This is a genomic window from Pseudomonas frigoris (genome assembly GCF_047758635.1).
GTDB lineage: Bacteria > Pseudomonadota > Gammaproteobacteria > Pseudomonadales > Pseudomonadaceae > Aquipseudomonas > Aquipseudomonas frigoris.
This window is the reverse complement of the sequence record NZ_CP180479.1, coordinates 5,579,110-5,599,897: the sequence shown is the minus strand read 5'-3', so window position 1 is coordinate 5,599,897 and position 20,788 is coordinate 5,579,110. Positions and strand designations below refer to the sequence as shown.

Genomic DNA, 20,788 nt, shown 5'->3' with positions numbered 1-20,788 from the left:
CGGACGATCTTTTGACGTCACTTCAACTGCTGAAATAACCCGCACAACACTTCTTGAACTTCTGCCCGCTGGCACAAGGGCACGCATCGTTGCGCCCGGCCTTGAGTTGTACGGTGGGGTCGATGAAGTACCAGTGGCCGGCGTTCTGCACGAACGACGAGCGCTCGCGGTGGCTGTGTTCACCGCTGCCGTCGTGCCAGCGCGCGGTGAACGTCACGAAGGCGTGTTCCGGCTGACCGCCCAAGACCTCGGAGCTTTCCACCTCAAGGCCCAGCCAGGTGCTTTGGGCGCTCCAGTCGCTGATGGACTGTCGATCCAGCCCTGCCTGTTGTGCGGGCAGGGTGGTCGCCACCAGATAATCGATCAGCCCCAGTACGTAGGCGCTGTAGCGCGAGCGCATCAAGGCTTCGGCACACGGTGCCGGATGACCGGCATGGTAATGGCCGCAGCAGGCATCAAGCAGGGTGCCGCTACCGCAGGGGCAAATGGATGTACTCATTGCGTTACCACCAATATTTCCCGAAGTTTTCCGGATTGGCCCAGAACCGTGAGTTGAGCCAGTCGGGGACTTGTTTGTAGTCAAGCAGATCATAGGTGAACAGGGTCAGCACTTGATCGTCGCGCTGGAAGCGTTCGCTGGCTTGCAGGGCCAGGGAGAAAAAGTCGGTCTCCTGCCAGCCGCTGGCCGGCAAGTCCGCCAGCACCGCGATGCGACTGGCGTTGAGGTTACGGATCCCGCCAAGCAGGTTCAGGCCATCGCGTTTGGGCAAGTGTTCGAGGCAATCGACCACCAGCGCCAGGTCAAACCGGCGCGCCGCCAGTTCAGCAGGCAACGGTCCAGGTGCCGCATGAGCCACACGAGTGTCCGGGTGCGCCAGCTTGAAGGCCTCAAGCGCGGGGAACTCGCTGGCGCCAATCAGCAACAGGCGCGCGGGGGCGTAAAGATCAAGCAAAGCGGCCAACGCCTGCTGGGGCGTGCGCGAAGAAATACCTGCAATCATCGAAGATCCTCAATCAGAGCTGCCAAGACTAGCCTGCTCCAAGGGCCGGGCCTAGAGCTGGTTCGTCCTAAAAGCGCCGATCTGCCGTGAACACGGGTTAAAACTGCAATGGCCTATTGCTGGCGGAGATTAAAACTCGGGTCTTTACTACCTGAATCGGTTCTCTGCCGATCCCCTCAGGAGAAAACTAGATGAGCATAGTTCGCACAGCATTACCCTTGGTTCTGCTAACCAGTGTGTTGACTGGTTGCGCAGGTTTGCAGAAAACCGACTGGCCGACCTGTGCGGCGGTCGGTGGTGTCGTGGGTGCAGGTCTCGGCGCGACCGAGAGCTCGGCATGGGCGGGGTATGGCGCGCTGCTCGTCGGCGGCACGGCTGCGGCCTATTGCTGGGTTCACGGTGATGGCGACGAAGACGGCGATGGCGTGCCGGATAGCCGCGACAAGTGCCCGGGAACACCTAGAGGCGTGCGGGTCGATGCCGACGGTTGCCCTCCACCGGTGCCTGCGCCAGTGGTCGAAGAAGCGGCCGTGGTTAAAGAAGAAGTCATCGTCATTCGCGATGTTCACTTCCAGTTTGACAAGGCCACACTGACCCCGGCCGACAAATTGGTACTCGATAAAATCGCCACTCGCTTGAAAGGGGAAGCGCCTAACGCCCAACTGACTGTAACCGGTCACACCGACAGCGTTGGCAGCGATACCTATAACCAGAAATTGTCGGACCGTCGAGCGCACTCGGTGGTCGAGTACCTGATTTCCCAAGGCGTACCCCGCAGCGAATTCGTGTCTGTTACCGGTGCCGGTGAAAGCCAGCCGGTTGCCGATAACAAAACCGCTGACGGCCGCTCGATGAACCGTCGCACGGAAATCAAAATCAACCGCTAACCCCCTCGTACTCCGCGGCTTGTGCAGTCGCGGATGCGGGTCTTTACTCCTGTGTGACCGGCATTGGCCGGTAACACAGGAGCTTTCACCATGAGTGTTCTCACACGGACCGTCTTGCCGGTTGTGCTGCTTGGCAGCCTGTTGACCGGTTGCGCTACTCACAGCGATGGCACCGCCCCCCTCAATCAACGAACCTGGCCAATCTGCAGCGTTATCGGCGGCCTGGTCGGTGGCGGTCTGGGCGCTCTCCAAAGTAGCGGTTGGGCGGCCGGTGGGGCGGCGCTTGGTATCTTGACCGGTGGCTTGATCTGTTACGCCCAGGATGGCGACGAAGACGATGATGGAGTCTTCGATCGACGCGATCGCTGCCCTGATACGCCGGCCAATACCCCCGTCGAACATCATGGTTGCCCATTGCCGCAGTACCCGGCCAGCGTGAAACCTGAACCTGCTCAATCGGAGGTCATCACCCTGAGCGACGCGGGCGACGTACTGTTTGCCTTCAACCAATCCGAACTGACCCCAGCCGCGCAGAGCAAGCTGGATTCGCTGATGCCCAAACTGCAAAGCGCCGATGTGGTGAGCATCAAGGTGATCGGTCATACCGACAGCATCGGCTCGGACACCTATAACCAGGCACTCTCGGAACGTCGTGCCAGTAGCGTGGCGGCCTACCTGTTGAGTCAGGGCGTGGCGCCGAACAAGCTCACCAGCGAGGGCAAGGGCCAAAGTCAGCCAGTGGCCGATAACGAAACGGAAGAAGGGCGGGCGAAAAACCGTCGGGTGGAGTTGCACATCAATCGCTGAGCCCCGTGATAGAGCCGTCGGACCACAATAGTCAGTCCGACGGCCATTCGGCGGTCTTAATGAAGAATTTTCCGTTGCCCTCTGGCTTATCCCGCGTGGAAGCCGGTACTGTGCGCGCAAAGAATAATTCTCAACGGGGAAGCGTATGAACGTGTTTTGGGGGCTTGGGAAGTTGTTGACCCTGCTGTTCTGGCTGGTGGTGCTGGTCAATCAGCTCATGCCGTTTGTCAATCCTCTGCACCTGCTGGTCGATCTGGCCGGCAGCCTGCTGGCATGCCTTCATCTTCTTGAGGCGGTGTTCTGTTTCCGCAGCCTCAGAGGTCGCGCTCACCCTTGGCTTGATCGCCTGAAGATCCTCTTTTTCGGCGTTTTCCACCTGCAAACCATCCCGGCTCCGACCGCGTCTAAGGCTTCCCATGCGTAAACTCTGTCTGCTCGCTGCACTCATCAGCCCGTTGGCCTGCGCCCAGGTGGTGAGCGTCGAAACCAACTCGCTGATGCGTTTGCCCAACACCGCCAGCACCTTGCAGCTGGAACGCTTGGAAGTGGCCGACTACGGAACGTTATTGATTCCCTCGAATGTGACGGAGGTATCCGTCGGTGAATTGCGTCTGGGTCGTGAAGCGCGGATCGCCATCGTACCCGGCGAACAGCCGCTTGAGCTGAAGGTCAGTCGTGCGCAGTTGTCGGAAGGCAGCCAGATCACGGCTCGCGGCGCGCCGGGGACTTACCTCAAGGCCGCCCGCTCCGGGCGTAACCTGAACATGCAGATCAAGGCACTGAGTGCGCCGCAATTGTTGGTGGACGCTCGCGGCGGCGCGGGCGCACCGGGTTTCGTCGGTCTCGATGGGGCCAACGGTCAGGCACCGGGTTGTACCTGGGGCCAGGCCGGCCGTGGTGCCGACGGCAGTGATGGAAGTGACGGTCAGCCGGGCGCGCCGGGTGCACTGGTTCGTCTGGAAGTGCCGCGTGATTACCCGGCGGAACTGATCAAGGTCCAGGTGGCCGGCGGTGACGGTGGTGTGGCCGGGCCTGGCGGTAAACCGGGCGCGGGTGGCAAGGCCAAGGGCTGTTTCGTTTACAAGGCCGATGGCGGCAAGAGCGGCCGCCCTGGGGTTGATGGTCAGACGGGGCCTGCCGGTGCGGCGGGTTCGGTGACCTTGCAGCGGTTGTAAGAATGACTGAGCTCCCCTGTGGCGAGGGGACTTGTCGGAATGCCGCATCACCCCGTTCGGCTGCGAAGCAGTCGTAAAACCTGAGTGTGCGGTGTATCTGTAGGAATGCAGGAGACCGCTGCGCGGTCCAACGGGGACAAGTCCCCTCGCCACAAAAGCTGTGAGGCTTTAGAACATCGGCCGAGCCGCAGCAATCGCCACCAGCACCAACCCGACAATCAGATTAATCCCCACCAACTTGCGAATTTTCCCAAGCGTAGCAGCCCCGGTCGGCCAATCCTGCGCCGCCACCGCCGTGCGCAACTCTGGCAACAACAACGCCTGAATCCGGATAAACAGCGCCGTCATCACCACGTACAACCCCATCATCACCTGCACATACCGCGGCGCCGCTTCAAAACCGCTGTACTGCAAATGAATCATGCCCACACCGCTGACCGGCAACAGCACCACCGCGACCCAGACCCAGCGGAAAAAACCTTGAAACACTTCTACCCACAGCTTCAAGCGGGCAGGGCCTTCCAAAGCCTTCATTGCCGCGGGGCGCAAGACCATCCACGCGAAAAACATGCCGCCAACCCACACCAGGGCTGACAGTACATGCAGGGTATAAACAAGGCCAAAAGGTGTCATTGGGGTACTCCGTTCTGCGCGGGATTAATTAGCGGGGTATGATAGCGGCCCATCCGAACCACTGAAAATTTATCCAGCGTTTTTCGCGCCCGACAATCATGATCAGCACCGAACTTAAAACCACGATCCAGGGCGCCTACTCGCGTTTTCTCGAAGCCAAGAGCCTCAAGCCGCGCTACGGCCAACGCCTGATGATCGCCGAAATTGCCAAGGTCCTCGGTGACATCGACACCGACGACGAAGGCCGGCGCAGTGGCGACCCCGCGATTGTCGCGGTGGAAGCCGGCACCGGTACCGGCAAAACCGTGGCCTACAGCCTGGCCGCCATTCCCACTGCCAAGGCCGCCGGCAAGCGCCTGGTGATTGCCACGGCCACCGTGGCCCTGCAAGAGCAGATCGTCTACAAGGATTTGCCCGACCTGATGCGCAACAGCGGGCTGAATTTCAGCTTTGCCCTGGCCAAGGGGCGCGGGCGCTACATGTGCCTGTCCAAGCTCGACATGTTGCTCCAGGAAGGTCACGCGCAAACCGCCACGGCGCAGCTGTTTGAAGAAGAAGGTTTCAAGATCGAGGTCGACGAGGCCAGTCAGAAGCTGTTCACCAGCATGATCGAGAAACTCGCCGGCAATAAGTGGGACGGCGACCGCGACAGTTGGTCCACCGCCCTGGAAGATGCCGACTGGGCGCGCCTGACCACCGATCACAGCCAATGCACCAACCGCCATTGTCCGAACTTCGGCCAGTGCGCCTTCTACAAGGCCCGCGAAGGCATGGGCAAGGTCGACGTGATCGTCACCAACCACGACATGGTCCTGGCCGACTTGGCGCTGGGCGGCGGCGCCGTGCTGCCGGACCCGCGCGACACCATCTACGTGTTCGACGAAGGCCACCACCTGCCGGACAAGGCCATCGGCCATTTCGCCCATTACACGCGTCTGCGTTCCACCGCCGACTGGCTGGAAACCACCGCCAAGAACCTCACCAAGTTGCTGGCCCAGCACCCGCTGCCGGGCGATCTGGGCAAGTTGATCGAACAAGTGCCGGAACTGGCACGGGAGATCAAAACCCAGCAGCAATTCATGTTCACCGCCTGCGAGCAGGTCGCCGATTTCAAACCCGGCGAAGACGTTGAAGGTCGCGAGCGGCCGCGTCATCGCTTTGTCGGTGGGGTCGTTCCCGAGCACATGCGCGAAATGGGCATCGAGCTGAAGAAGGGCTTTGCCCGTCTGACCGATGTCTTTACCCGACTGACCGAACTGCTCAAGGAAGGCATGGACGGCGAGGTCAACATCGGCATCGCCAGCAACCAGGCTGAAGAGTGGTACCCGCTGTTCGGTAGCCTGTTGTCCCGCTCTTCGGGCAACTGGGAATTGTGGGGCGCTTTCACCGCTGAAGACCCGGAAGACAACCCGCCGATGGCCCGCTGGCTGACCCTGGCCGAAAGCGGTTCGCTGTTCGACATCGAGGTCAACGCCAGCCCGATCCTCGCGGCAGAAATGCTCCGTCGCAATTTGTGGAACGTGGCCTACGGCGCTCTGGTGACCTCCGCGACCCTGACCGCGCTCGGTACCTTCGACCGCTTCCGCATGCGCGCCGGCTTGCCGAAAAAAGCCGTGACCGCAGTGGTTCCAAGCCCGTTTCATCATGCTGATGCTGGCGTGCTGCGAGTGCCGGACCTGAAGGCCGATCCGCGTGATGCGCCGGCCCACACTGCAGCGATCATCCGCGACTTGCCGGCCTTGGTGGAAGGTTCGCGCGGTACCCTGGTGCTGTTCTCTTCGCGCAAACAGATGCAGGACGTGTTCGACGGCCTTGACCGCGACTGGCGCAAGCAAGTGTTCATTCAAGGCAACCTGTCGAAACAGGAAACCCTGAACAAGCACAAGGCGCGGGTCGATGGCGGCGATTCCAGCGTGTTGTTCGGCCTGGCGAGTTTTGCCGAAGGGGTCGACTTGCCCGGCGCGTATTGCGAGCACGTGGTGATCGCGAAGATTCCATTCTCGGTGCCCGATGATCCGGTCGAAGCGGCCCTGGCCGAGTGGATCGAGGCTCGGGGTGGCAATCCGTTCATGGAAATCTCCGTGCCGGATGCTTCGCTGAAGCTGGTCCAGGCCTGCGGTCGCTTGCTGCGCACCGAAGAAGACCGCGGCACCATCACCTTGCTCGATCGACGTCTGGTGACCCAGCGTTATGGCAAAGCGATCCTCAATGCGTTGCCACCCTTCCGTCGTGAAATTTCCTGATACAGGGCTGGGCAATTTTGCCCAACCCGTTGTCTATCTCTCTGCCATCGCATTTCCACTGGCCCATCTGGGTCGTTAGGGAGAATTTCGTTCTCATGATTCGCCGTTCGCTGCGCCGTTCGTTACCTGCCGTTTTCGCTCTGATGTTCGCAGCCCCTTTGCTGGCGGCTCCTGCCGGCCAACAGACGCTGTTCAACTTTGTGCGCCCCACCGATGTGGTCCAAGTGGCGACTCAGGACGCCAGCCTGCCGCAATCCAACGCCGAGCAAACGGCCGAAGGCGAAGTGCTGCGTCGGGTGACGTTCAACCCGGTGGCACAACCGACCTTGCGTCTGACCCCGCAGACTGGCGTCTGGGACTGGTCCCAGGCGGGCTTCATGAGTTTGCGGATTCAGAGCGCAATGAACTGGGCCGTGACCCTGTACGTGACAATCCAGAGCAACGACGGCAAGACACTGGTCAGCCGCGTCGACTTGCCGGCCGGCCCTGCGCAAACTTTATGGGTGCCGCTGCAGCCATTTACGCCATTGAACCTTGGCCTGAAAGCCGGCCCGCCGATGCCGATCACTTTTGAGGGGCAGCGCGTATTGCTGGCCAGCAGCGCCGGTGAGCTGGAGCGCAGCCAGGTGGTGTCGGTGACCTTGTCGATGGATCAGCCGAAAGTCGCCCAGAGCATCCTGCTGGAGCGCTTTGGCGTGCAGGACGGCGATGCGGTCACCCAAGCGGCTTTTGGCGGCCTTGTAGACGCTTACGGCCAGTCGACACGGGCCAAATGGCCAGAGAAAGTCAGCAGCGACGAGCAACTGAAAAGCGCCGCCGCCAAGGAACATCAGCAACTGAAAACCTGGCTGGCCGAGCGCGAGAAGTCGTCCCTGGACAAGTTCGGTGGCTGGAACAAAGGCCCGGCATTCAAGGCCAGCGGGTTTTTCCGCACTGAGAAGCGCGACGGTCGCTGGTACCTGGTGACCCCGGAAGGCCATCCGTTCTATTCGCTCGGGGTCAACACCGTCACCCCGGACGTCGACCAGACCTACGTCGCGGGCCGCGAGTGGATGTTTGAATCCCTGCCCAAACCCGACGAGCCGCTGGCCAGCCACTATGGCGAAGGCGATAACCCTGGCGGCAACGGCGTCGATCAGGGCCGAGGCTACAATGCCGGTCGTTGGTACGACTTCTATGGCGCCAACTTGCAGCGTCTGTATGGCGCGCCGTGTGTGGTGACAAGCGACACTAAGGCCGGTGTCGCCGAAGCGGCCAAGGCTGACGCGGTTGCGGCAACGGCAACGGTGGAGAAGGCTGCTGAGCAACCTGTCGTTCCTTCGACGGCCGAATCCGGTGTCGCCGAAGCCGCCAAGACCGGCGCCGTTGAAGCGACCGCCGCGAAAGCAGCTGAGCAAACACCTGCCGAACCTTGCAAAGCGGTGGTTGATGAACAGCGCTGGGCCAGTCACACCCTGGATCGCCTGCAAGCCTGGGGCTTCAACACCCTCGGCAACTGGAGCGCCCCGGCGCTGGCCAACGCTGATCGCGTGCCGTACACCTTGCCGCTGTCGATCGTCGGCGATTACGCCAGCATCAGCACCGGCACCGACTGGTGGGGCGGCATGCCCGACCCGTTCGACCCACGATTCGCCATGGCCACCGAACGTGCCGTGGCCATTGCCGCGCGCGATCATCGCGATGATCCATGGCTGATCGGTTACTTCGCCGATAACGAACTGGCCTGGGCCGGCCCCGGCGACGACCCGAAAGCCCGTTACGCCTTGGCCTATGGCACCTTGAAAATGACCACCGACGTACCGGCCAAGCGCGCATTCCTCAAGCAATTGCGGGACAAATACCGCAATCAGGCGGGCCTATCCAAAGCCTGGGGCATTGATTTGCCGGCCTGGGAATTGATGGAAGACCCGGGCTTCGTGCCGCCGCTGCCAAGCGCCGAACACCCGGAAATCGAAGCCGACTTCAAATACTTCCAGAAGGTTTTCGCCGACACGTACTTCAAGACCCTCTCCGATTCGCTCAAGTGGCACGCGCCGAATCAGCTGTTGCTGGGTGGCCGGTTTGCCATCAGCACACCGGAAGCGGTTGAATCCTGCGCCCAGTATTGCGACGTGCTGAGCTTCAACATGTACACCCTGCAACCGCAGGACGGTTATGACTTCGCCAAGCTGCGCAGCCTGGACAAACCGGTGCTGATCACCGAGTTCAACTTCGGCTCCGCGGATCGCGGTCCGTTCTGGGGCGGCGTGACGCAATTGGCGAAGGAAGAGGACCGTGGGTCGGCTTACGCCAATTTCCTCAAACAGGCGATGAGCGAACCGTCGATCGTCGGCGTGCACTGGTTCCAATACCTTGACCAACCGGTTACCGGTCGTCTGCTGGATGGCGAGAACGGGCACTTCGGGCTGGTGGGCATTACCGATCTGCCGTTCCAGGGGTTCGTCGACAGCGTTCGCAAGAGCAATTTGCAGACCGTCGATCAGCTCGGTAAAGAGGCCGAGAAGGCCAAGGCTGAGGCGGATAAAGCCGGTCAAACAGCTAAGGGCGGCAGAAAAGGCGAGGCTGGCAAAGGCGCAGGGCAGGGCGCTGGCCATGCGGGTGGGCATTCCGGCAATGGCCATTAAATAGCTGAAACCGTGTCATCGTTCTTCGCGAGCAAGCCCGCTCCCACATTCAATCGCATTCTTTCTGAAAGAACTCGGTCGAATGTGGAAGCGGGCTTGCTCGCGAAGGCGTCCGCCAAGGCACCCTAAAGATCTGATCCAATCCATAGGTGAGCGACCGCCCAGCTTGCCACAGTTCCCAAAACCCTCTAGGGCTGGAACAATGCGGCCACTTTGTAGAACATTATCCAGAGGAGTTGCGGGTGCAGATTCAGGGTTTTTACGAGCTGAAGTTCGAAGCGGTGCGTGAGGCTTTCGCGGCGCTGTTCGACGATCCTCAGGAACGTGGCGCAGCGTTGTGCATCCAGATTGGCGGTGAAACCGTGGTCGACCTTTGGGCCGGTAGCGCTGACAAGGATGGCACCGAAGCCTGGCACAGCGACACCATCGCCAATCTGTTCTCCTGCACCAAGACCTTCACCGCTGTCACCGCCCTGCAACTGGTGGCCGAAGGCAAGCTGCAACTGGATGCCCCGGTTGCCCGCTACTGGCCCGAGTTCGCCGCCGCCGGTAAAGAGTCCGTGACCCTGCGTCAATTGCTCTGCCATCAGGCCGGTCTTCCGGCGCTGCGTGAGCTGCTGGCCCCGGAAGCCCTTTACGACTGGCAAACCATGGTTGACGCCCTGGCCGCCGAAGAACCGTGGTGGACGCCGGGCGTCGGTCACGGTTACGCCGCGATCACCTACGGCTGGCTGGTCGGTGAGTTGCTGCGTCGTGCCGACGGTCGTGGGCCGGGTGAGTCCATCGTGGCGCGGGTCGCAAAGCCTTTGGGGCTGGATTTCCACGTCGGCTTGGCGGACCAGGAGTTTCATCGCGTGGCGCACATCGCCCGTGGCAAGGGCAATGTCGGCGACGCCGCCGCCCAGCGCTTGCTGCAAGTGACGATGCGCGAGCCGACGGCCATGACCACGAGGGCGTTCACTAACCCGCCGTCGATCATGACCAGCACCAACAAACCCGAGTGGCGGCGCATGCAGCAACCCGCCGCCAATGGCCATGGCAATGCCCGCAGCCTGGCCGGGTTCTATGCCGGTCTGCTCGATGGCAGCTTGCTGGAAAGCGAAATGCTTGACGAAATGACGCGCGAGCACAGCCTCGGCGAGGACAAGACTTTACTGACCCGGACCCGTTTCGGCCTGGGTTGCATGCTCGATCAACCGGACGTCCCCAACGCCACCTACGGCCTCGGCCCTCGTGCGTTCGGTCATCCGGGGGCGGGCGGTTCCACCGGTTTTGCCGATCCGGAACACGATGTGGCCTTCGGCTTTGTGACAAATACCCTTGGGCCGTACGTCTTGATGGATCCGCGCGCACAAAAACTTGTGCGAGCACTGGCCACTTGTCTGTAAAACGCGCTCAGGGGTTCCAGGGCCGGAACCCCAATGCCTTTTTGATTTCCAAGCGTCTGTTTATCCGGGTCAATCCGGCCTGATAGTTCATTACTTCATTTTGTGGATATCCAATGTCTTCCAATAAAACCCTCGCTTTGGCCCTGTGCTTCGCTATTACCGGTTGCGCACAAACTCCACAAAATGACTCGGATGGCGGCAGCTGGTGGCCGTTCGGTTCCTCCGACAAAGTCGCTGCTAAAACCCCGGCCCCGGCACCCCTCAAGCCTGCCGCGACCGCTCCGGTGGCCAAGACTGAAAGCGCCAGCCATTGGTACTGGCCGTTCGGTTCCGATGACGGCGCCGACAAGACCCCGGCCAAGCCAGAAGTAAAACCAGAGGTAAAACCTGAAGCCAAACCTGCCGCTGTGGCCAAAGCTGAGGCCGATGCAGGTGGCAAATGGTGGTGGCCGTTCGGCGGCAAAGAGCAAAGCACTGCCAAAGCCGTTCCGATGCCTGATCCTAAAGTTACCCAAGCCTGGCTCGACGACTACGAACCGCGCCTGCGCGAAGCGATCAAGGGCAGCAATCTGCAACTCGAACGCCGTGAAAACGTATTGGTGGTTACCGCGCCAGTAGAAGGCTCGTTCAACCCTGACCGTCCGGCCATGCTGCTGCCGGTGACCCTCGGCCCGTTCACTCGCGTCGCGAAAATCCTTGAAGTTGATCCGAAAACTGCCGTGCTGGTTCTCGGCCACAGTGATACGTCGGGCTCCGCACCGGCCAACGTGAAACTGAGCCAGGAGCGTGCCCAGGCCGTTGCCGCGATTTTCCGCCTCAGCGGTTTGCAGCGTGATCGCCTGATGCTGCGCGGTATGGGCGGCGAAGCCCCGCGTGCTGCCAACGACAGCAATGAAGGCCGTGCCTTGAACCGTCGCGTCGAACTGCTGGTGACCCCGCAAAACACCATGGTCGCGTTGCTGAGCAAGTACAACATGCCGGCGCCGGCGCCAGTGAGCCAGGTCGCTGCCAAGGACATCAAGCCAGTGGCCACGCCGGTCACCCCTGCGCCAGCCGCGAAAAAAGCGGCTGTACCCGCCGCGAAAAAGGCCCCGACCAAGAAAGCCGCCGCCAAGAAGTCGCCAGCTAAAACCGCGACTCCGGCGAAAAAGACTGCTCCAGCCAAAGCCGCTGCCGACTCGAAAAAAGTCACCGCCGCTGCCCCCGACGCCGACGCCACAAAGAAGTAATTCGTTAACTAAAAGGAATGCGCCATGACCCAGGGCCTGGCTGATATGCGTCGCGACTACACCCGTGATGGCCTGACCGAGGCGCAAGCCCCGGCCGAGCCATTCGCGCTGTTCCATCAGTGGTTCGCCGACGCGGTGAAAACCGAGCAGGCGCCGGTGGAAGCCAACGCCATGACCCTGGCCACCGTCGATCAGGACGGTCGGCCGCATTGCCGCATTCTGCTGCTCAAGGGGCTGGACGAGCAGGGTTTCACCTTCTTCACCAACTACGACAGCGCCAAGGGTCAGCATCTGGCCGCGAACCCGTTCGCGGCCATGACCTTTTTCTGGCCGGCCCTGGAGCGTCAGGTGCGCATCGAAGGGCGGGTGGTGAAGGTTACGCCTGAAGAGTCCGACGCCTACTTCCAGGTCCGGCCGCTGGGTAGTCGCCTCGGTGCCTGGGCTTCGCCCCAGAGCCGGGTGATCGCCGATCGTGCCGAGCTGGAAGCGCTGCTCAAGAACACCGAGCAACGTTTCAGCGACACGCAACCTCATTGCCCTGAGCATTGGGGCGGTTATCGTTTGTTACCGGAGCGCATCGAGTTCTGGCAGGGCCGTTCGAGCCGCCTGCACGATCGCCTCAACTATCGTTTGCAGGGCGCCGACTGGATTCTTGAACGTCTGGCACCTTAAGCCGTCTACCGATTGGAATAACCTGCCGCAGCGGCTTCAAGCCACTGCGGCAGGTCTCGGCGCTTGATCTTCTGCGCTTGAGCGTTCGCCAGTTGCTGGAGCATGAACGCCTTTTTCTGCTCGTCTTTACCCGCCAGCGCTAGCGCCAGATCGCGGTCCATCCAGCGTTTGATCCGCACGTATAACCACCCGTGGAAGTACAGACCGGGGACGGTGGTGATGACAATGATGAAGTAATCCATGAAAATCCTTGGTTCAGTGGGCGCAGATTACGGAATTTGCCGCTACTGTGTGTCAAGTTCGTGGCAGCGCCCTGTACCGGGCCTGAATCAAACCAATTTTATCCGGGCAGGGCCGTGACAGGCGTCAAGCCGCGGAGTTTAATGAATACCTGTCCTTTGGAGTTGATGCTATGCGTAAGTCTGTTCTGCTGGTTGCTTCTTTTTCCACGATGGCGATGTTGCTCACTGGTTGCCAATCCAGTCTGACCGGTGACTCCTACTCCCGTGACGAAGCGCGTCGCGTGCAGACGGTTCGCATGGGCACTATCGAGTCCCTGCGACCGGTCAAAATCGAAGGCACCAAAACCCCGATCGGCGGCCTTGCCGGTGCGGCGGTGGGCGGTGTTGGCGGCAGCGCTATCGGTGGCGGTCGTGGCAGCATTGTTGCTGCGGTTATCGGCGCCGTCGCTGGCGGCCTGATCGGCTCGGCCACTGAAGAAGGTCTGACCCGCGCCCAAGGCGTCGAAATCACCGTTCGCGAAGACGACGGCAGCATGCGCGCCTACGTGCAGCAGGTTCAGGAGAATGAAGTGTTCCGTGTTGGCGAGCGGGTGCGGATTGCTACTGTTAATGGGACTAGCCGCGTTTCGCATTAAGCGGGAATACGGGTAAAAGAAAACCCCGATCAGGTGGAAGAAGTCGGCGATGTTATGATCGCTGGTTTCGTCTATCCAGTCGGGGTTTTTCATGCCTGTTGCATTTTCGTATATTCGTTTCAGCAGTGCAGAACAGGCTCATGGCGATAGCCTCACGCGCCAGCAAGAGTACGTCGCTAAGTGGCTGCTGTCCCATCCTGAATACGATCTGAGTGGCGCAAGTTTCCAAGACCTTGGCATAAGTGGTTACTCCGGCAAGCATCTCGAAAATGGATTCGGCAAGCTTCTCGCTGCTGTCGAAAGTGGTGTTATTAAATCCACTGATGTTGTGCTGATCGAAGCCATCGATAGGGCAGGGAGACTTGAGCCGTCAGTGATGCTCCACCTGCTTACAGGTATTGTGAACGCGGGAGTAAAGCTGATCACGCTGGACGATGGAATCACGTACAGCAACGATCCCAACAATTCGAACAACCTTTTTCTCCTAGTCGCCAAGGTGCAACAGGCACACCAGTACAGCGATGCGTTGAGCCGAAGGATAAAAGACGCCTACACGCGGAAAAGGGAGAAGGCGGCTGCCGGTGCTGGCGTAAAACGTCACACGCCTATCTGGCTCACTTCCGAAGGCGAACTTGTCGAAGGTCTTGCACCGATCATTGTCCAGGTGTTCGAGGACTATGCAGACGGACTTGGCGAGCGTCGAATCCTCTCCCGCATTCGTGGAAAGCACCCATCTGTTGAAACTACAAATCCGACGACGTTGAAGCGTTGGTTGCGGAATCCAACCGCGATTGGACGTTGGAACGACATCGAGGATGTCTACCCATCTGTCGTCAGTAAAGAACTTTGGTACCGAGTACAAAAGCGTTTGGAGGAAGGGTATGTACCCCGGTCAGCTCCTTCGAAATATCTACTGTCTGGCTTGGTTCGATGCGGGCGGTGTGGCACAAATTACTGTGTCGTGGACACGAAACGCTCTCCTGCTGTCATGCGTTGTTACCGACGCCATCGACAGGGTGCTGAGGGGTGTTCAAATGGAAGTTCGATACCTATGCACGTACTCGATTTTGTCCGTAGTCAGACAATGTATGGAGCTATGCAGCGTGCAGCTCAGAGTCGGAACCTCACGTCAGGCGAGAAGCGGTTGATTGAGATCGAAGGTGAGTTGAGCGAGCTACGTCGTCAGTCGGATAACGCTGCGGAAGGGTTGGCAAAGTATGGAATGGTTCCTGCGATCACCGCCGTCCTCGACAGGCTGACGGAGCAAGTCCAACAGCTTGAACAGGAGAGGGCGTTGCTTAAGATCGCACCGGCCCCAGCGTCCATGGATGACATGGTCGACCTACAACATACGTTGCTGGATGGCGATCAAATGAGGTTGAACGCTCTGCTGCAAGGAGTGGGTTACGTCATCGTATGTGACGGTACTACGATCACCGTAGACGAGCCTCACCTTCAGACTGAGGGCGAGCGTCAGGTGTACGAATACATGGGCTCACATCGTCCTACAGAGACGTACAGGGTGATTGAGAACAACCATTCGGAGCATCACCTTGATATGCCAAACTCCAAGCGAGTGGCTGCTGCTAAAGCCGACTTCGAAGCAACTCCAATCACTCAGCACCTACGCTGGAATGGCACCGAGTTCGTTGAGGAAAGTGCTTGAACAGGTGGAGCATATCGGGAATCTGACGTTGCCTAATCGACGTCGGAAACCCATTCAAAACGTACCGTAAACCGTATTAAAACCTCCCCAGTTTTGGTTGCTTTTCGATCTATCACTTCCTTTTCGTCCCGTGTTTACGGGCTCAAATTGGAGTTCTAACCAAGCAAAGGGCGTATGCCGCACCGGAAATCGGTTTTGTTAAAAAGTTGCAGTTACTAGCCCTGATACCTGCATGCCGTTGAACGGCAGTCCAAACCCATGGACTATACAAATTTTTATATGTCAATGCCCTTCGCAAAAGAAGATGGACATTTCGTCGAAATCCTGTATCGTGCATCAACTGTCTCGACGGACAGAACGACACCATGAATAGCCTCTAACGCGACAGCTGTTAACCACAGTGTGTTGAGAAAGGGGCTTTTTAACGTCTGCGATTTATCAAACCAACCGGCAGCCACCCGAGAGGAATTGCCTACTGAAATGAACTAACCAGAGGAGAACAATCCATGTCGCACCCATTCGTTTTAAATTTGATTCCCACCGCCCACGCCGCAAATGATGATGCCCCCTCCAGGGCGCCAGCCCTCCTTGATCCTCGCAAAGAAAAAGTTCTCGCACTCCATACAGCTGGCATGTCTCGCCGAAAGATCATTGAAGCAACAGGTGAGACCGAGCACTACGTTCGTCAAGTCATCAAGGGTGTGCCTGTAACCGAGAAAGTCCCAACATCCCCCTTCGAGCGTGCAGTCGCTCGGTGTTACCCGATGGCGATTGGTCGCACCGGCATCAAGGACTATCAGCTTCGGCAGATTCTTCACGAATGCTACGGTGTTGAGTGGAACACCGAGACGGGGAAATTCGAAAGCCTGTACACCGCTGACCACATCAATCGAGTTCGCACCAAAATCAGAACCTTGGCGGAAGAAAGGGCTGACAGTCCGCTCTTCGTAATGGACTGGGTCAACACATGTCGCCCTACCGAGTCGAGAATTTCCATCGAAAAATGCGCTCTTAGGATCGAGCAGGCTATCGTGGAAATTGTTGATCAGTACATGGACGAGCATCGCCAAGATGCGGTAAATGACGAGATTGAACTGAACGAAGCACAGAGAAAGCAGGCGTATGCTGCGCGTCGTCACATCCTCAAGCTGGCGATACGCGAGTATCATTCCGAGCCAACCGAGACTCTACTCGAACGGTCACTGACGCTGACCGATGCGTTGGCCCAGCACCCTGATGTACCGATGAATTCAGTCAGCCGGACACGAAAAGACTACTTCCCGAAACCCAGTGGACACGATGCTTTCTTGGATCATTGCGAGGCGAAAGGCTGGCTGCACCCTGCCCACTATGCAGAGGTGGAACAGGTCATTACGGCGGCCGGGTACTGATCACCCAGACGTATTCACCCACCCACGCGTACCATATATATGTGAGTGGGTGGGTGGACGTACCGTCCAATAATTATTACTCCAGACGTCGACGTCTGAGTGGGATACCCGCTTCGAAGACAATAGTCGTATCGTCCCGATTCTGGATCAGCACTCCAATTAATAAAATGAAATCAACACACATCCAAGCTCTTTGCTCTTGATCTGCTCCACCGAAGGTGACGTGCAATAACTGTCAGTGGACACTGACGGGATACTACCGAATACGTCCGTATTCGTTTCTGCACCAACAAACAAGACCAAGATCAAAATCACAAGCGGAGAGCTGGATTTGAGTAATTTTTGTTTGCTACTGGAGTACATCCGCAGAATGTCGGCGGTCACGCCGTAGCAGAATACAGTTGAAAACTGACGTTTTCGGTGCAAACACTTCGGCGGAGCCAAGAGGGTATCCTTTTCAAAACTCCGCCTTTCGTGTGCAACGACTACCGGAAATAGAAGTACAGACACACAACCACGATTCCAAATATCACTTTCAGTTGAAAGGCGTCGTCATCCGCCTTGTCCAACTTCGTCTGTTTGAAGGTGTCTGCGTCACTGAGCCCGTCAACCTTATACTCGACGATCCGATCAATCTGTCGATCAATCTTCTTGTTGTGGCTGTTGTTGCTCGAAATGGTCAGCCCCCAAACAATCAGCCACAGGCCGAATGTCGGGATGCACAGCAACAGATGCAACACGTGATTTGTGGTTCGCTTCCGGCTGGTTAGCACGTAGAGCTGTTCGTTCATGGTTAATCCACATTCTGCTGGCGGTTGGCATTGCTCCGTAGCGTGCAATTTATCCCAAATTCAGATATCTGAAAACCAGATATAGGTTGGGAGGCTGTCCACTCGTAGACGGTCAGCCATGCCCAAGACGATCTATAGGCCCGAACACACTGTTCTTTTGTCACTACTGAAGAAGTACAGGAAAGCTGCTGATTTGACTCAAGTGCAGTGCTCAAAGGCTTTGGAGCGGCCACAGTCATTCATGAGTGACGTTGAAAGCGGAACACGTCGCTTGGATATCGTTCAGCTTCGCGACTTGTGCAAAGTCCTGGGAATTGGTCTGCAAGACCTGATCGCAGAGTTTGAAAAGTCATTGTCGGAGGAATGACAGGACGCTCTCCCCCTCAGTCTGAACCCTTGCGGAACTACCGGCCTGAGCTAGCGTTGATGGTGTCGCCAGCGTGGCGATTGGCTATTAAGGAGCGAGCATGCCTACAAGATATCGTGATGCGGTCAACGGGGAGTACGTAACTCCTGAGGAAGCAAAGCGCAGGCCAAGGGAAACCATGAAGGAGACTGACAAGCCAACGAAGCCAACGAAGCCGACGAAGCCAAAGGGTAAATAGCATCACCGTGAGGGTGTCGCTAGGCTCCCTCACCCCCTCAAGGACGACCGCCATGCCAGACAACACAGATGCCCACATAGCTACAGCAGACGTGTTAACCCTTCTGCTGCACAACCAGCACGCCTTAGCCGCAGCAATCGAAGAAGTGGCTCTATGGGCTAAATCCAGTGGGTCGAGCGGCACGTATGAAAACGCCGTCACCGCATTGGAAACTCTCGACGCGAACGCAGCCGCCATCACCGCAGGGATTCTCAAGCTCAGACAGGGTCGGTAAAACGAACGTCAAGTGGACCTGCTGGGAACCATCGGGTGAACGGGCCATAAATTAGGGTTTACTGCAAACAGACCCTTCGCTATTATGGACCTACGTTAAAGCGATCCACCCAATCAGGCAGGAGCAGCACAATGGCCCGCACTTTTATTTATGCCCGTGTATCGACCAGCGATCAGACCACCGACAACCAAGTCCAAGAAGTGCAGCGTGCTGGATTTGACGTGCGGGAGGATCGGGTAGTGGTTGAGACGGTATCGGGTTCGGTAAGTGCCAGCGAACGCAAAGGGTTTCAATCCCTCCTGCACAAGATGGAAGCGGGAGACGTGCTGATCGTAACTAAGCTGGATCGTCTAGGCCGTAACGCCATGGATGTACGCGCCACCGTTGAACATCTGGAATCAATTGGTATCCGTGTTCACTGTCTCGCCCTTGGCGGCGTGGACCTGACCAGTGCTGCGGGCAAGATGACAATGCAAATCCTTGGAGCTGTCGCTGAGTTCGAACGTGACTTGCTGATCGAACGCACACAAGCAGGTTTGGCCCGTGCCAAGTCCGAAGGTAAGGCGCTGGGTCGCCCTGTTGCAACTGCCACCATCGAAGGTGTGAAAACCTGCAAGGCAAACGGCCTGACACAAGCTCAGACAGTCCTTCACCTCTCCATCGGCCTCACTACAGTGAAGCGCTACTGGAAGGCTTCATAACTTCTACGACGCCCATAAAAGTTCACACGACACCCTATAGCCCCGCCCGGGGCTTCGTCATATCTATGACCTGGAGATGGGCGCTCCAACTTATTTTATATTTGCGTCAGCTTTTAAATGGGCCTCCCGTGTCATGTTAAGAGGTGCCAGAAAATCTGAGTGGGATGTCTAGATGTCATTAGGCACCACCCACCACACACCCGCATCACACACTCTCTGTACATTATTTTTCTGGATAGATTTCTAGAAGACATTGAATGTGCATCATATTTTTCGGCGGGACCTTGGGATATTTCCAGAAAGATCCACTTGTCATTAAGCCAGGCTAGTTAATTGGGCACCCTAGTCGATAGGGCACTCTGCCACCCCGGCTCTGGTAGACTGGCCTTTTGCCTATGAGGTAGCCATGACGGCGAAGGGTGTGTGGGGATTGGCGATAGCCGGGCTAATGGTCTTGGGTAGCTGGGTCGGGGCACCTCTAGGTGATTCGTTGGTGAAGGAAGGAAAACTCCCTGATTGGATTTCAGCAAAGCTTGCTGGGCTATCGGAATTCCTTTCGCAGTATGTCCAGTTCGCTTTATGGGAGTTCATCCTAGCTGTCGTGGTTGTTGGGGTGGTGGTGGTCGCAATTTATAGAGGTGCTCTTACAACCAGCGATCAAGAGGAATACATCGCTCACTTGAGAACCGAGTGCGAAGAGCGCGAACAGCGTTGCCTTCAGCTGGAGGATTACAAGGTCTTGCTCATGGAGCAGCTTGCTGAGAAGACTCAAGCCCTAGAAGCGATGGAAGCCCTTGAAGCCCAAAAAGCGCTGCAAGCGCCGGAAGCGGTTGATGTGCCTGCTCTCGGCTTCAAGGTGCTGACAATCGTTGCTAGGTGTGCTGATAGGGAGGCCAGACCACTGTTGTCTACGATTGCCTCCGCAATACCTGTAGGGCATGTGGAAGCTCACGCTGCTATCGACGTTTTAATAGAGCAGAACCTTTTGGAAAAGGTTCCTGCTATTCGTGGTGCGTATTTTAGGTTCACCCCTGAGGGCCGGGCATACTACTTGAAGCACAGGGATTCGTAGGTGTTATGTGTCATTTTTGTTGTTGGTGGATGATGTGTCATGTGCGGCGTGTGATGTGTCATCTGTTGTGTTTAATATGCAAATTACACATCGAGTGTTGACGTGTTATGAAGTGTGTCATATTCTCTGCTTCACACGCCAAGCAGGTGGAAATCTAGCAAGGCAATTTCATAGCGCTTCATGGAAACGGGGAATTGACATGACCACCGACACCACCAAGAAAACCACAACACCTACCTTTCCAGCACCGAAAGATCAGTTTTACAAGCCGGGGCAGTCTTGGAACAACCAGCACGGTTACGTGCAAACCGCAGCTGGGATGTGCGACGAGGAAGCTTTGAAAGCTGCTTATAACGCTGCTGGTCGTCCTCCGATGCGTACATGGGTCAAAGAGCAGGCGGGGAAAGGTGTCGCCGTTCCGTCCTATCCGACGTGCATGGCATGGTTCAAGCTTGACGATGGAAAAGTTGTCGCAGGTTCGTTTGCCATTGGTGCAAGCTCTAGCACTGCTTTCAACTTCGCACAGGAGTTCGAAGCCAAGTTCGAAGCTGAAAAGAAAGCTGCGTATGTCGAGTTCCTGCATGGCAAAGCAAACGACCTTCGTGCACAGCTGGCTGCTGTAGAACACGAGATTACCAAGCTGACAAGCGATCCTGTTGTAGCTGATTGAATGAAGCTGCTACACCCAAGAGCCCGCCTTGAGCGGGTTTTTTCACATGTACACGCTGCACCGAGTCCCGTTGACGGCGTGC

At 57.9% G+C, this 20,788-nt stretch carries 22 protein-coding genes; 17 read left to right on the top strand and 5 right to left on the bottom strand.

Annotated features, from left to right (window positions below):
• Positions 1–22: 22 nt before the first annotated feature.
• A complete protein-coding gene (locus ACMXYH_RS25760; RefSeq protein WP_348127446.1) occupies positions 23–499 on the bottom strand; it encodes a YchJ family protein in 477 nt (158 codons plus the stop codon).
• A gap of 4 nt (positions 500–503) precedes the next feature.
• Positions 504–1,001 (bottom strand): DUF6231 family protein, encoded by a 498-nt coding sequence (locus ACMXYH_RS25755; protein ID WP_415765370.1) that lies wholly within the window; start codon positions 999–1,001, stop codon positions 504–506.
• Positions 1,002–1,192: 191 nt separating this feature from the next.
• On the opposite strand from ACMXYH_RS25755, the gene ACMXYH_RS25750 reads away from it, so the two are divergent.
• The 4 genes from ACMXYH_RS25750 to ACMXYH_RS25735 all read left to right on the top strand — a co-directional run bounded on the left by ACMXYH_RS25750 (position 1,193) and on the right by ACMXYH_RS25735 (position 3,870).
• Positions 1,193–1,888, top strand: coding sequence for an OmpA family protein (locus ACMXYH_RS25750; RefSeq protein ID WP_129441754.1), 696 nt, complete (start codon positions 1,193–1,195; stop codon positions 1,886–1,888).
• Between the two features lie 90 nt (positions 1,889–1,978).
• Positions 1,979–2,695: an OmpA family protein gene (locus ACMXYH_RS25745; RefSeq protein WP_129441756.1), complete on the top strand. Its 717-nt coding sequence runs from the start codon at positions 1,979–1,981 to the stop codon at positions 2,693–2,695.
• A 145-nt stretch (positions 2,696–2,840) separates the two neighbouring features.
• Positions 2,841–3,119, top strand: a complete 279-nt coding sequence (locus tag ACMXYH_RS25740; protein ID WP_283183272.1) for a DUF1145 domain-containing protein — start codon at positions 2,841–2,843, stop codon at positions 3,117–3,119.
• The gene (locus ACMXYH_RS25735) at positions 3,112–3,870 is read left to right on the top strand and encodes a collagen-like triple helix repeat-containing protein (protein WP_415765369.1); all 759 of its coding nucleotides are present in this window, start codon (positions 3,112–3,114) and stop codon (positions 3,868–3,870) included. Before ACMXYH_RS25740 ends, ACMXYH_RS25735 begins: the two co-directional genes overlap by 8 nt.
• A 168-nt stretch (positions 3,871–4,038) precedes the next feature.
• Here the strand turns inward: ACMXYH_RS25735 and ACMXYH_RS25730 are convergent, their stop codons facing one another.
• Entirely contained in the window at positions 4,039–4,503 is a 465-nt protein-coding gene (locus ACMXYH_RS25730; protein ID WP_134418799.1) for a CopD family protein, read from the bottom strand.
• Positions 4,504–4,601: 98 nt separating this feature from the next.
• Here ACMXYH_RS25730 and dinG point away from each other — a divergent pair, with 98 nt between their 5' ends.
• From dinG to pdxH, 5 genes are all read left to right on the top strand, one after another.
• The gene (gene dinG / locus ACMXYH_RS25725) at positions 4,602–6,746 is read left to right on the top strand and encodes an ATP-dependent DNA helicase DinG (RefSeq protein WP_129441764.1); all 2,145 of its coding nucleotides are present in this window, start codon (positions 4,602–4,604) and stop codon (positions 6,744–6,746) included.
• A 95-nt stretch (positions 6,747–6,841) separates the two neighbouring features.
• Positions 6,842–9,370, top strand: a complete 2,529-nt coding sequence (locus tag ACMXYH_RS25720) for a beta-galactosidase (protein ID WP_415765368.1) — start codon at positions 6,842–6,844, stop codon at positions 9,368–9,370.
• A 242-nt stretch (positions 9,371–9,612) separates the two neighbouring features.
• Complete coding sequence (locus tag ACMXYH_RS25715) at positions 9,613–10,758, top strand: serine hydrolase domain-containing protein (protein ID WP_129441767.1); 1,146 nt, start codon at positions 9,613–9,615, stop codon at positions 10,756–10,758.
• 113 nt (positions 10,759–10,871) lie between these two features.
• Positions 10,872–11,987 (top strand): OmpA family protein, encoded by a 1,116-nt coding sequence (locus ACMXYH_RS25710; protein WP_415765367.1) that lies wholly within the window; start codon positions 10,872–10,874, stop codon positions 11,985–11,987.
• Between the two features lie 24 nt (positions 11,988–12,011).
• On the top strand, positions 12,012–12,659 hold the full coding sequence (gene pdxH, locus ACMXYH_RS25705) for a pyridoxamine 5'-phosphate oxidase (RefSeq protein WP_129441771.1): 648 nt from the start codon (positions 12,012–12,014) through the stop codon (positions 12,657–12,659).
• A gap of 5 nt (positions 12,660–12,664) precedes the next feature.
• Here the strand turns inward: pdxH and ACMXYH_RS25700 are convergent, their stop codons facing one another.
• A complete protein-coding gene (locus tag ACMXYH_RS25700; protein WP_415765366.1) occupies positions 12,665–12,901 on the bottom strand; it encodes a hypothetical protein in 237 nt (78 codons plus the stop codon).
• Between the two features lie 170 nt (positions 12,902–13,071).
• Here ACMXYH_RS25700 and ACMXYH_RS25695 point away from each other — a divergent pair, with 170 nt between their 5' ends.
• The 3 genes from ACMXYH_RS25695 (at position 13,072) to ACMXYH_RS25685 (ending at position 16,593) form a co-directional block, all read left to right on the top strand.
• Positions 13,072–13,536: a glycine zipper 2TM domain-containing protein gene (locus tag ACMXYH_RS25695; protein ID WP_134418803.1), complete on the top strand. Its 465-nt coding sequence runs from the start codon at positions 13,072–13,074 to the stop codon at positions 13,534–13,536.
• A gap of 91 nt (positions 13,537–13,627) precedes the next feature.
• Positions 13,628–15,202 (top strand): recombinase family protein, encoded by a 1,575-nt coding sequence (locus ACMXYH_RS25690; RefSeq protein WP_415765365.1) that lies wholly within the window; start codon positions 13,628–13,630, stop codon positions 15,200–15,202.
• Positions 15,203–15,708: 506 nt separating this feature from the next.
• The gene (locus ACMXYH_RS25685) at positions 15,709–16,593 is read left to right on the top strand and encodes a hypothetical protein (protein WP_415765364.1); all 885 of its coding nucleotides are present in this window, start codon (positions 15,709–15,711) and stop codon (positions 16,591–16,593) included.
• 485 nt (positions 16,594–17,078) lie between these two features.
• Here ACMXYH_RS25685 and ACMXYH_RS25680 read toward each other — a convergent pair whose 3' ends face one another.
• Positions 17,079–17,384, bottom strand: coding sequence for a hypothetical protein (locus ACMXYH_RS25680; RefSeq protein WP_415765363.1), 306 nt, complete (start codon positions 17,382–17,384; stop codon positions 17,079–17,081).
• 118 nt (positions 17,385–17,502) lie between these two features.
• Here ACMXYH_RS25680 and ACMXYH_RS25675 point away from each other — a divergent pair, with 118 nt between their 5' ends.
• The 5 genes from ACMXYH_RS25675 (at position 17,503) to ACMXYH_RS25655 (ending at position 20,706) form a co-directional block, all read left to right on the top strand.
• The gene (locus ACMXYH_RS25675) at positions 17,503–17,751 is read left to right on the top strand and encodes a helix-turn-helix domain-containing protein (RefSeq protein WP_415765362.1); all 249 of its coding nucleotides are present in this window, start codon (positions 17,503–17,505) and stop codon (positions 17,749–17,751) included.
• Positions 17,752–18,041: 290 nt separating this feature from the next.
• Positions 18,042–18,263 (top strand): hypothetical protein, encoded by a 222-nt coding sequence (locus ACMXYH_RS25670; protein ID WP_415765361.1) that lies wholly within the window; start codon positions 18,042–18,044, stop codon positions 18,261–18,263.
• A gap of 131 nt (positions 18,264–18,394) precedes the next feature.
• Complete coding sequence (locus tag ACMXYH_RS25665; RefSeq protein ID WP_415765360.1) at positions 18,395–18,964, top strand: recombinase family protein; 570 nt, start codon at positions 18,395–18,397, stop codon at positions 18,962–18,964.
• 406 nt (positions 18,965–19,370) lie between these two features.
• On the top strand, positions 19,371–20,036 hold the full coding sequence (locus ACMXYH_RS25660) for a hypothetical protein (RefSeq protein ID WP_415765359.1): 666 nt from the start codon (positions 19,371–19,373) through the stop codon (positions 20,034–20,036).
• Between the two features lie 199 nt (positions 20,037–20,235).
• Complete coding sequence (locus ACMXYH_RS25655) at positions 20,236–20,706, top strand: hypothetical protein (protein WP_415765358.1); 471 nt, start codon at positions 20,236–20,238, stop codon at positions 20,704–20,706.
• Positions 20,707–20,788 lie beyond the last annotated feature (82 nt).

Coding starts and splice junctions, on each gene's coding strand:
- ACMXYH_RS25760 (WP_348127446.1), bottom strand. CDS start 499: ATGAGTACATCCATTTGCCCCTGCGGTAGCGGCACCCTGCTTGATGCC.
- ACMXYH_RS25755 (WP_415765370.1), bottom strand. CDS start 1,001: ATGATTGCAGGTATTTCTTCGCGCACGCCCCAGCAGGCGTTGGCCGCT.
- ACMXYH_RS25750 (WP_129441754.1), top strand. CDS start 1,193: ATGAGCATAGTTCGCACAGCATTACCCTTGGTTCTGCTAACCAGTGTG.
- ACMXYH_RS25745 (WP_129441756.1), top strand. CDS start 1,979: ATGAGTGTTCTCACACGGACCGTCTTGCCGGTTGTGCTGCTTGGCAGC.
- ACMXYH_RS25740 (WP_283183272.1), top strand. CDS start 2,841: ATGAACGTGTTTTGGGGGCTTGGGAAGTTGTTGACCCTGCTGTTCTGG.
- ACMXYH_RS25735 (WP_415765369.1), top strand. CDS start 3,112: ATGCGTAAACTCTGTCTGCTCGCTGCACTCATCAGCCCGTTGGCCTGC.
- ACMXYH_RS25730 (WP_134418799.1), bottom strand. CDS start 4,503: ATGACACCTTTTGGCCTTGTTTATACCCTGCATGTACTGTCAGCCCTG.
- dinG (WP_129441764.1), top strand. CDS start 4,602: ATGATCAGCACCGAACTTAAAACCACGATCCAGGGCGCCTACTCGCGT.
- ACMXYH_RS25720 (WP_415765368.1), top strand. CDS start 6,842: ATGATTCGCCGTTCGCTGCGCCGTTCGTTACCTGCCGTTTTCGCTCTG.
- ACMXYH_RS25710 (WP_415765367.1), top strand. CDS start 10,872: ATGTCTTCCAATAAAACCCTCGCTTTGGCCCTGTGCTTCGCTATTACC.
- pdxH (WP_129441771.1), top strand. CDS start 12,012: ATGACCCAGGGCCTGGCTGATATGCGTCGCGACTACACCCGTGATGGC.
- ACMXYH_RS25700 (WP_415765366.1), bottom strand. CDS start 12,901: ATGGATTACTTCATCATTGTCATCACCACCGTCCCCGGTCTGTACTTC.
- ACMXYH_RS25695 (WP_134418803.1), top strand. CDS start 13,072: ATGCGTAAGTCTGTTCTGCTGGTTGCTTCTTTTTCCACGATGGCGATG.
- ACMXYH_RS25690 (WP_415765365.1), top strand. CDS start 13,628: ATGCCTGTTGCATTTTCGTATATTCGTTTCAGCAGTGCAGAACAGGCT.
- ACMXYH_RS25685 (WP_415765364.1), top strand. CDS start 15,709: ATGTCGCACCCATTCGTTTTAAATTTGATTCCCACCGCCCACGCCGCA.
- ACMXYH_RS25680 (WP_415765363.1), bottom strand. CDS start 17,384: ATGAACGAACAGCTCTACGTGCTAACCAGCCGGAAGCGAACCACAAAT.
- ACMXYH_RS25675 (WP_415765362.1), top strand. CDS start 17,503: ATGCCCAAGACGATCTATAGGCCCGAACACACTGTTCTTTTGTCACTA.
- ACMXYH_RS25670 (WP_415765361.1), top strand. CDS start 18,042: ATGCCAGACAACACAGATGCCCACATAGCTACAGCAGACGTGTTAACC.
- ACMXYH_RS25665 (WP_415765360.1), top strand. CDS start 18,395: ATGGCCCGCACTTTTATTTATGCCCGTGTATCGACCAGCGATCAGACC.
- ACMXYH_RS25660 (WP_415765359.1), top strand. CDS start 19,371: ATGACGGCGAAGGGTGTGTGGGGATTGGCGATAGCCGGGCTAATGGTC.
- ACMXYH_RS25655 (WP_415765358.1), top strand. CDS start 20,236: ATGACCACCGACACCACCAAGAAAACCACAACACCTACCTTTCCAGCA.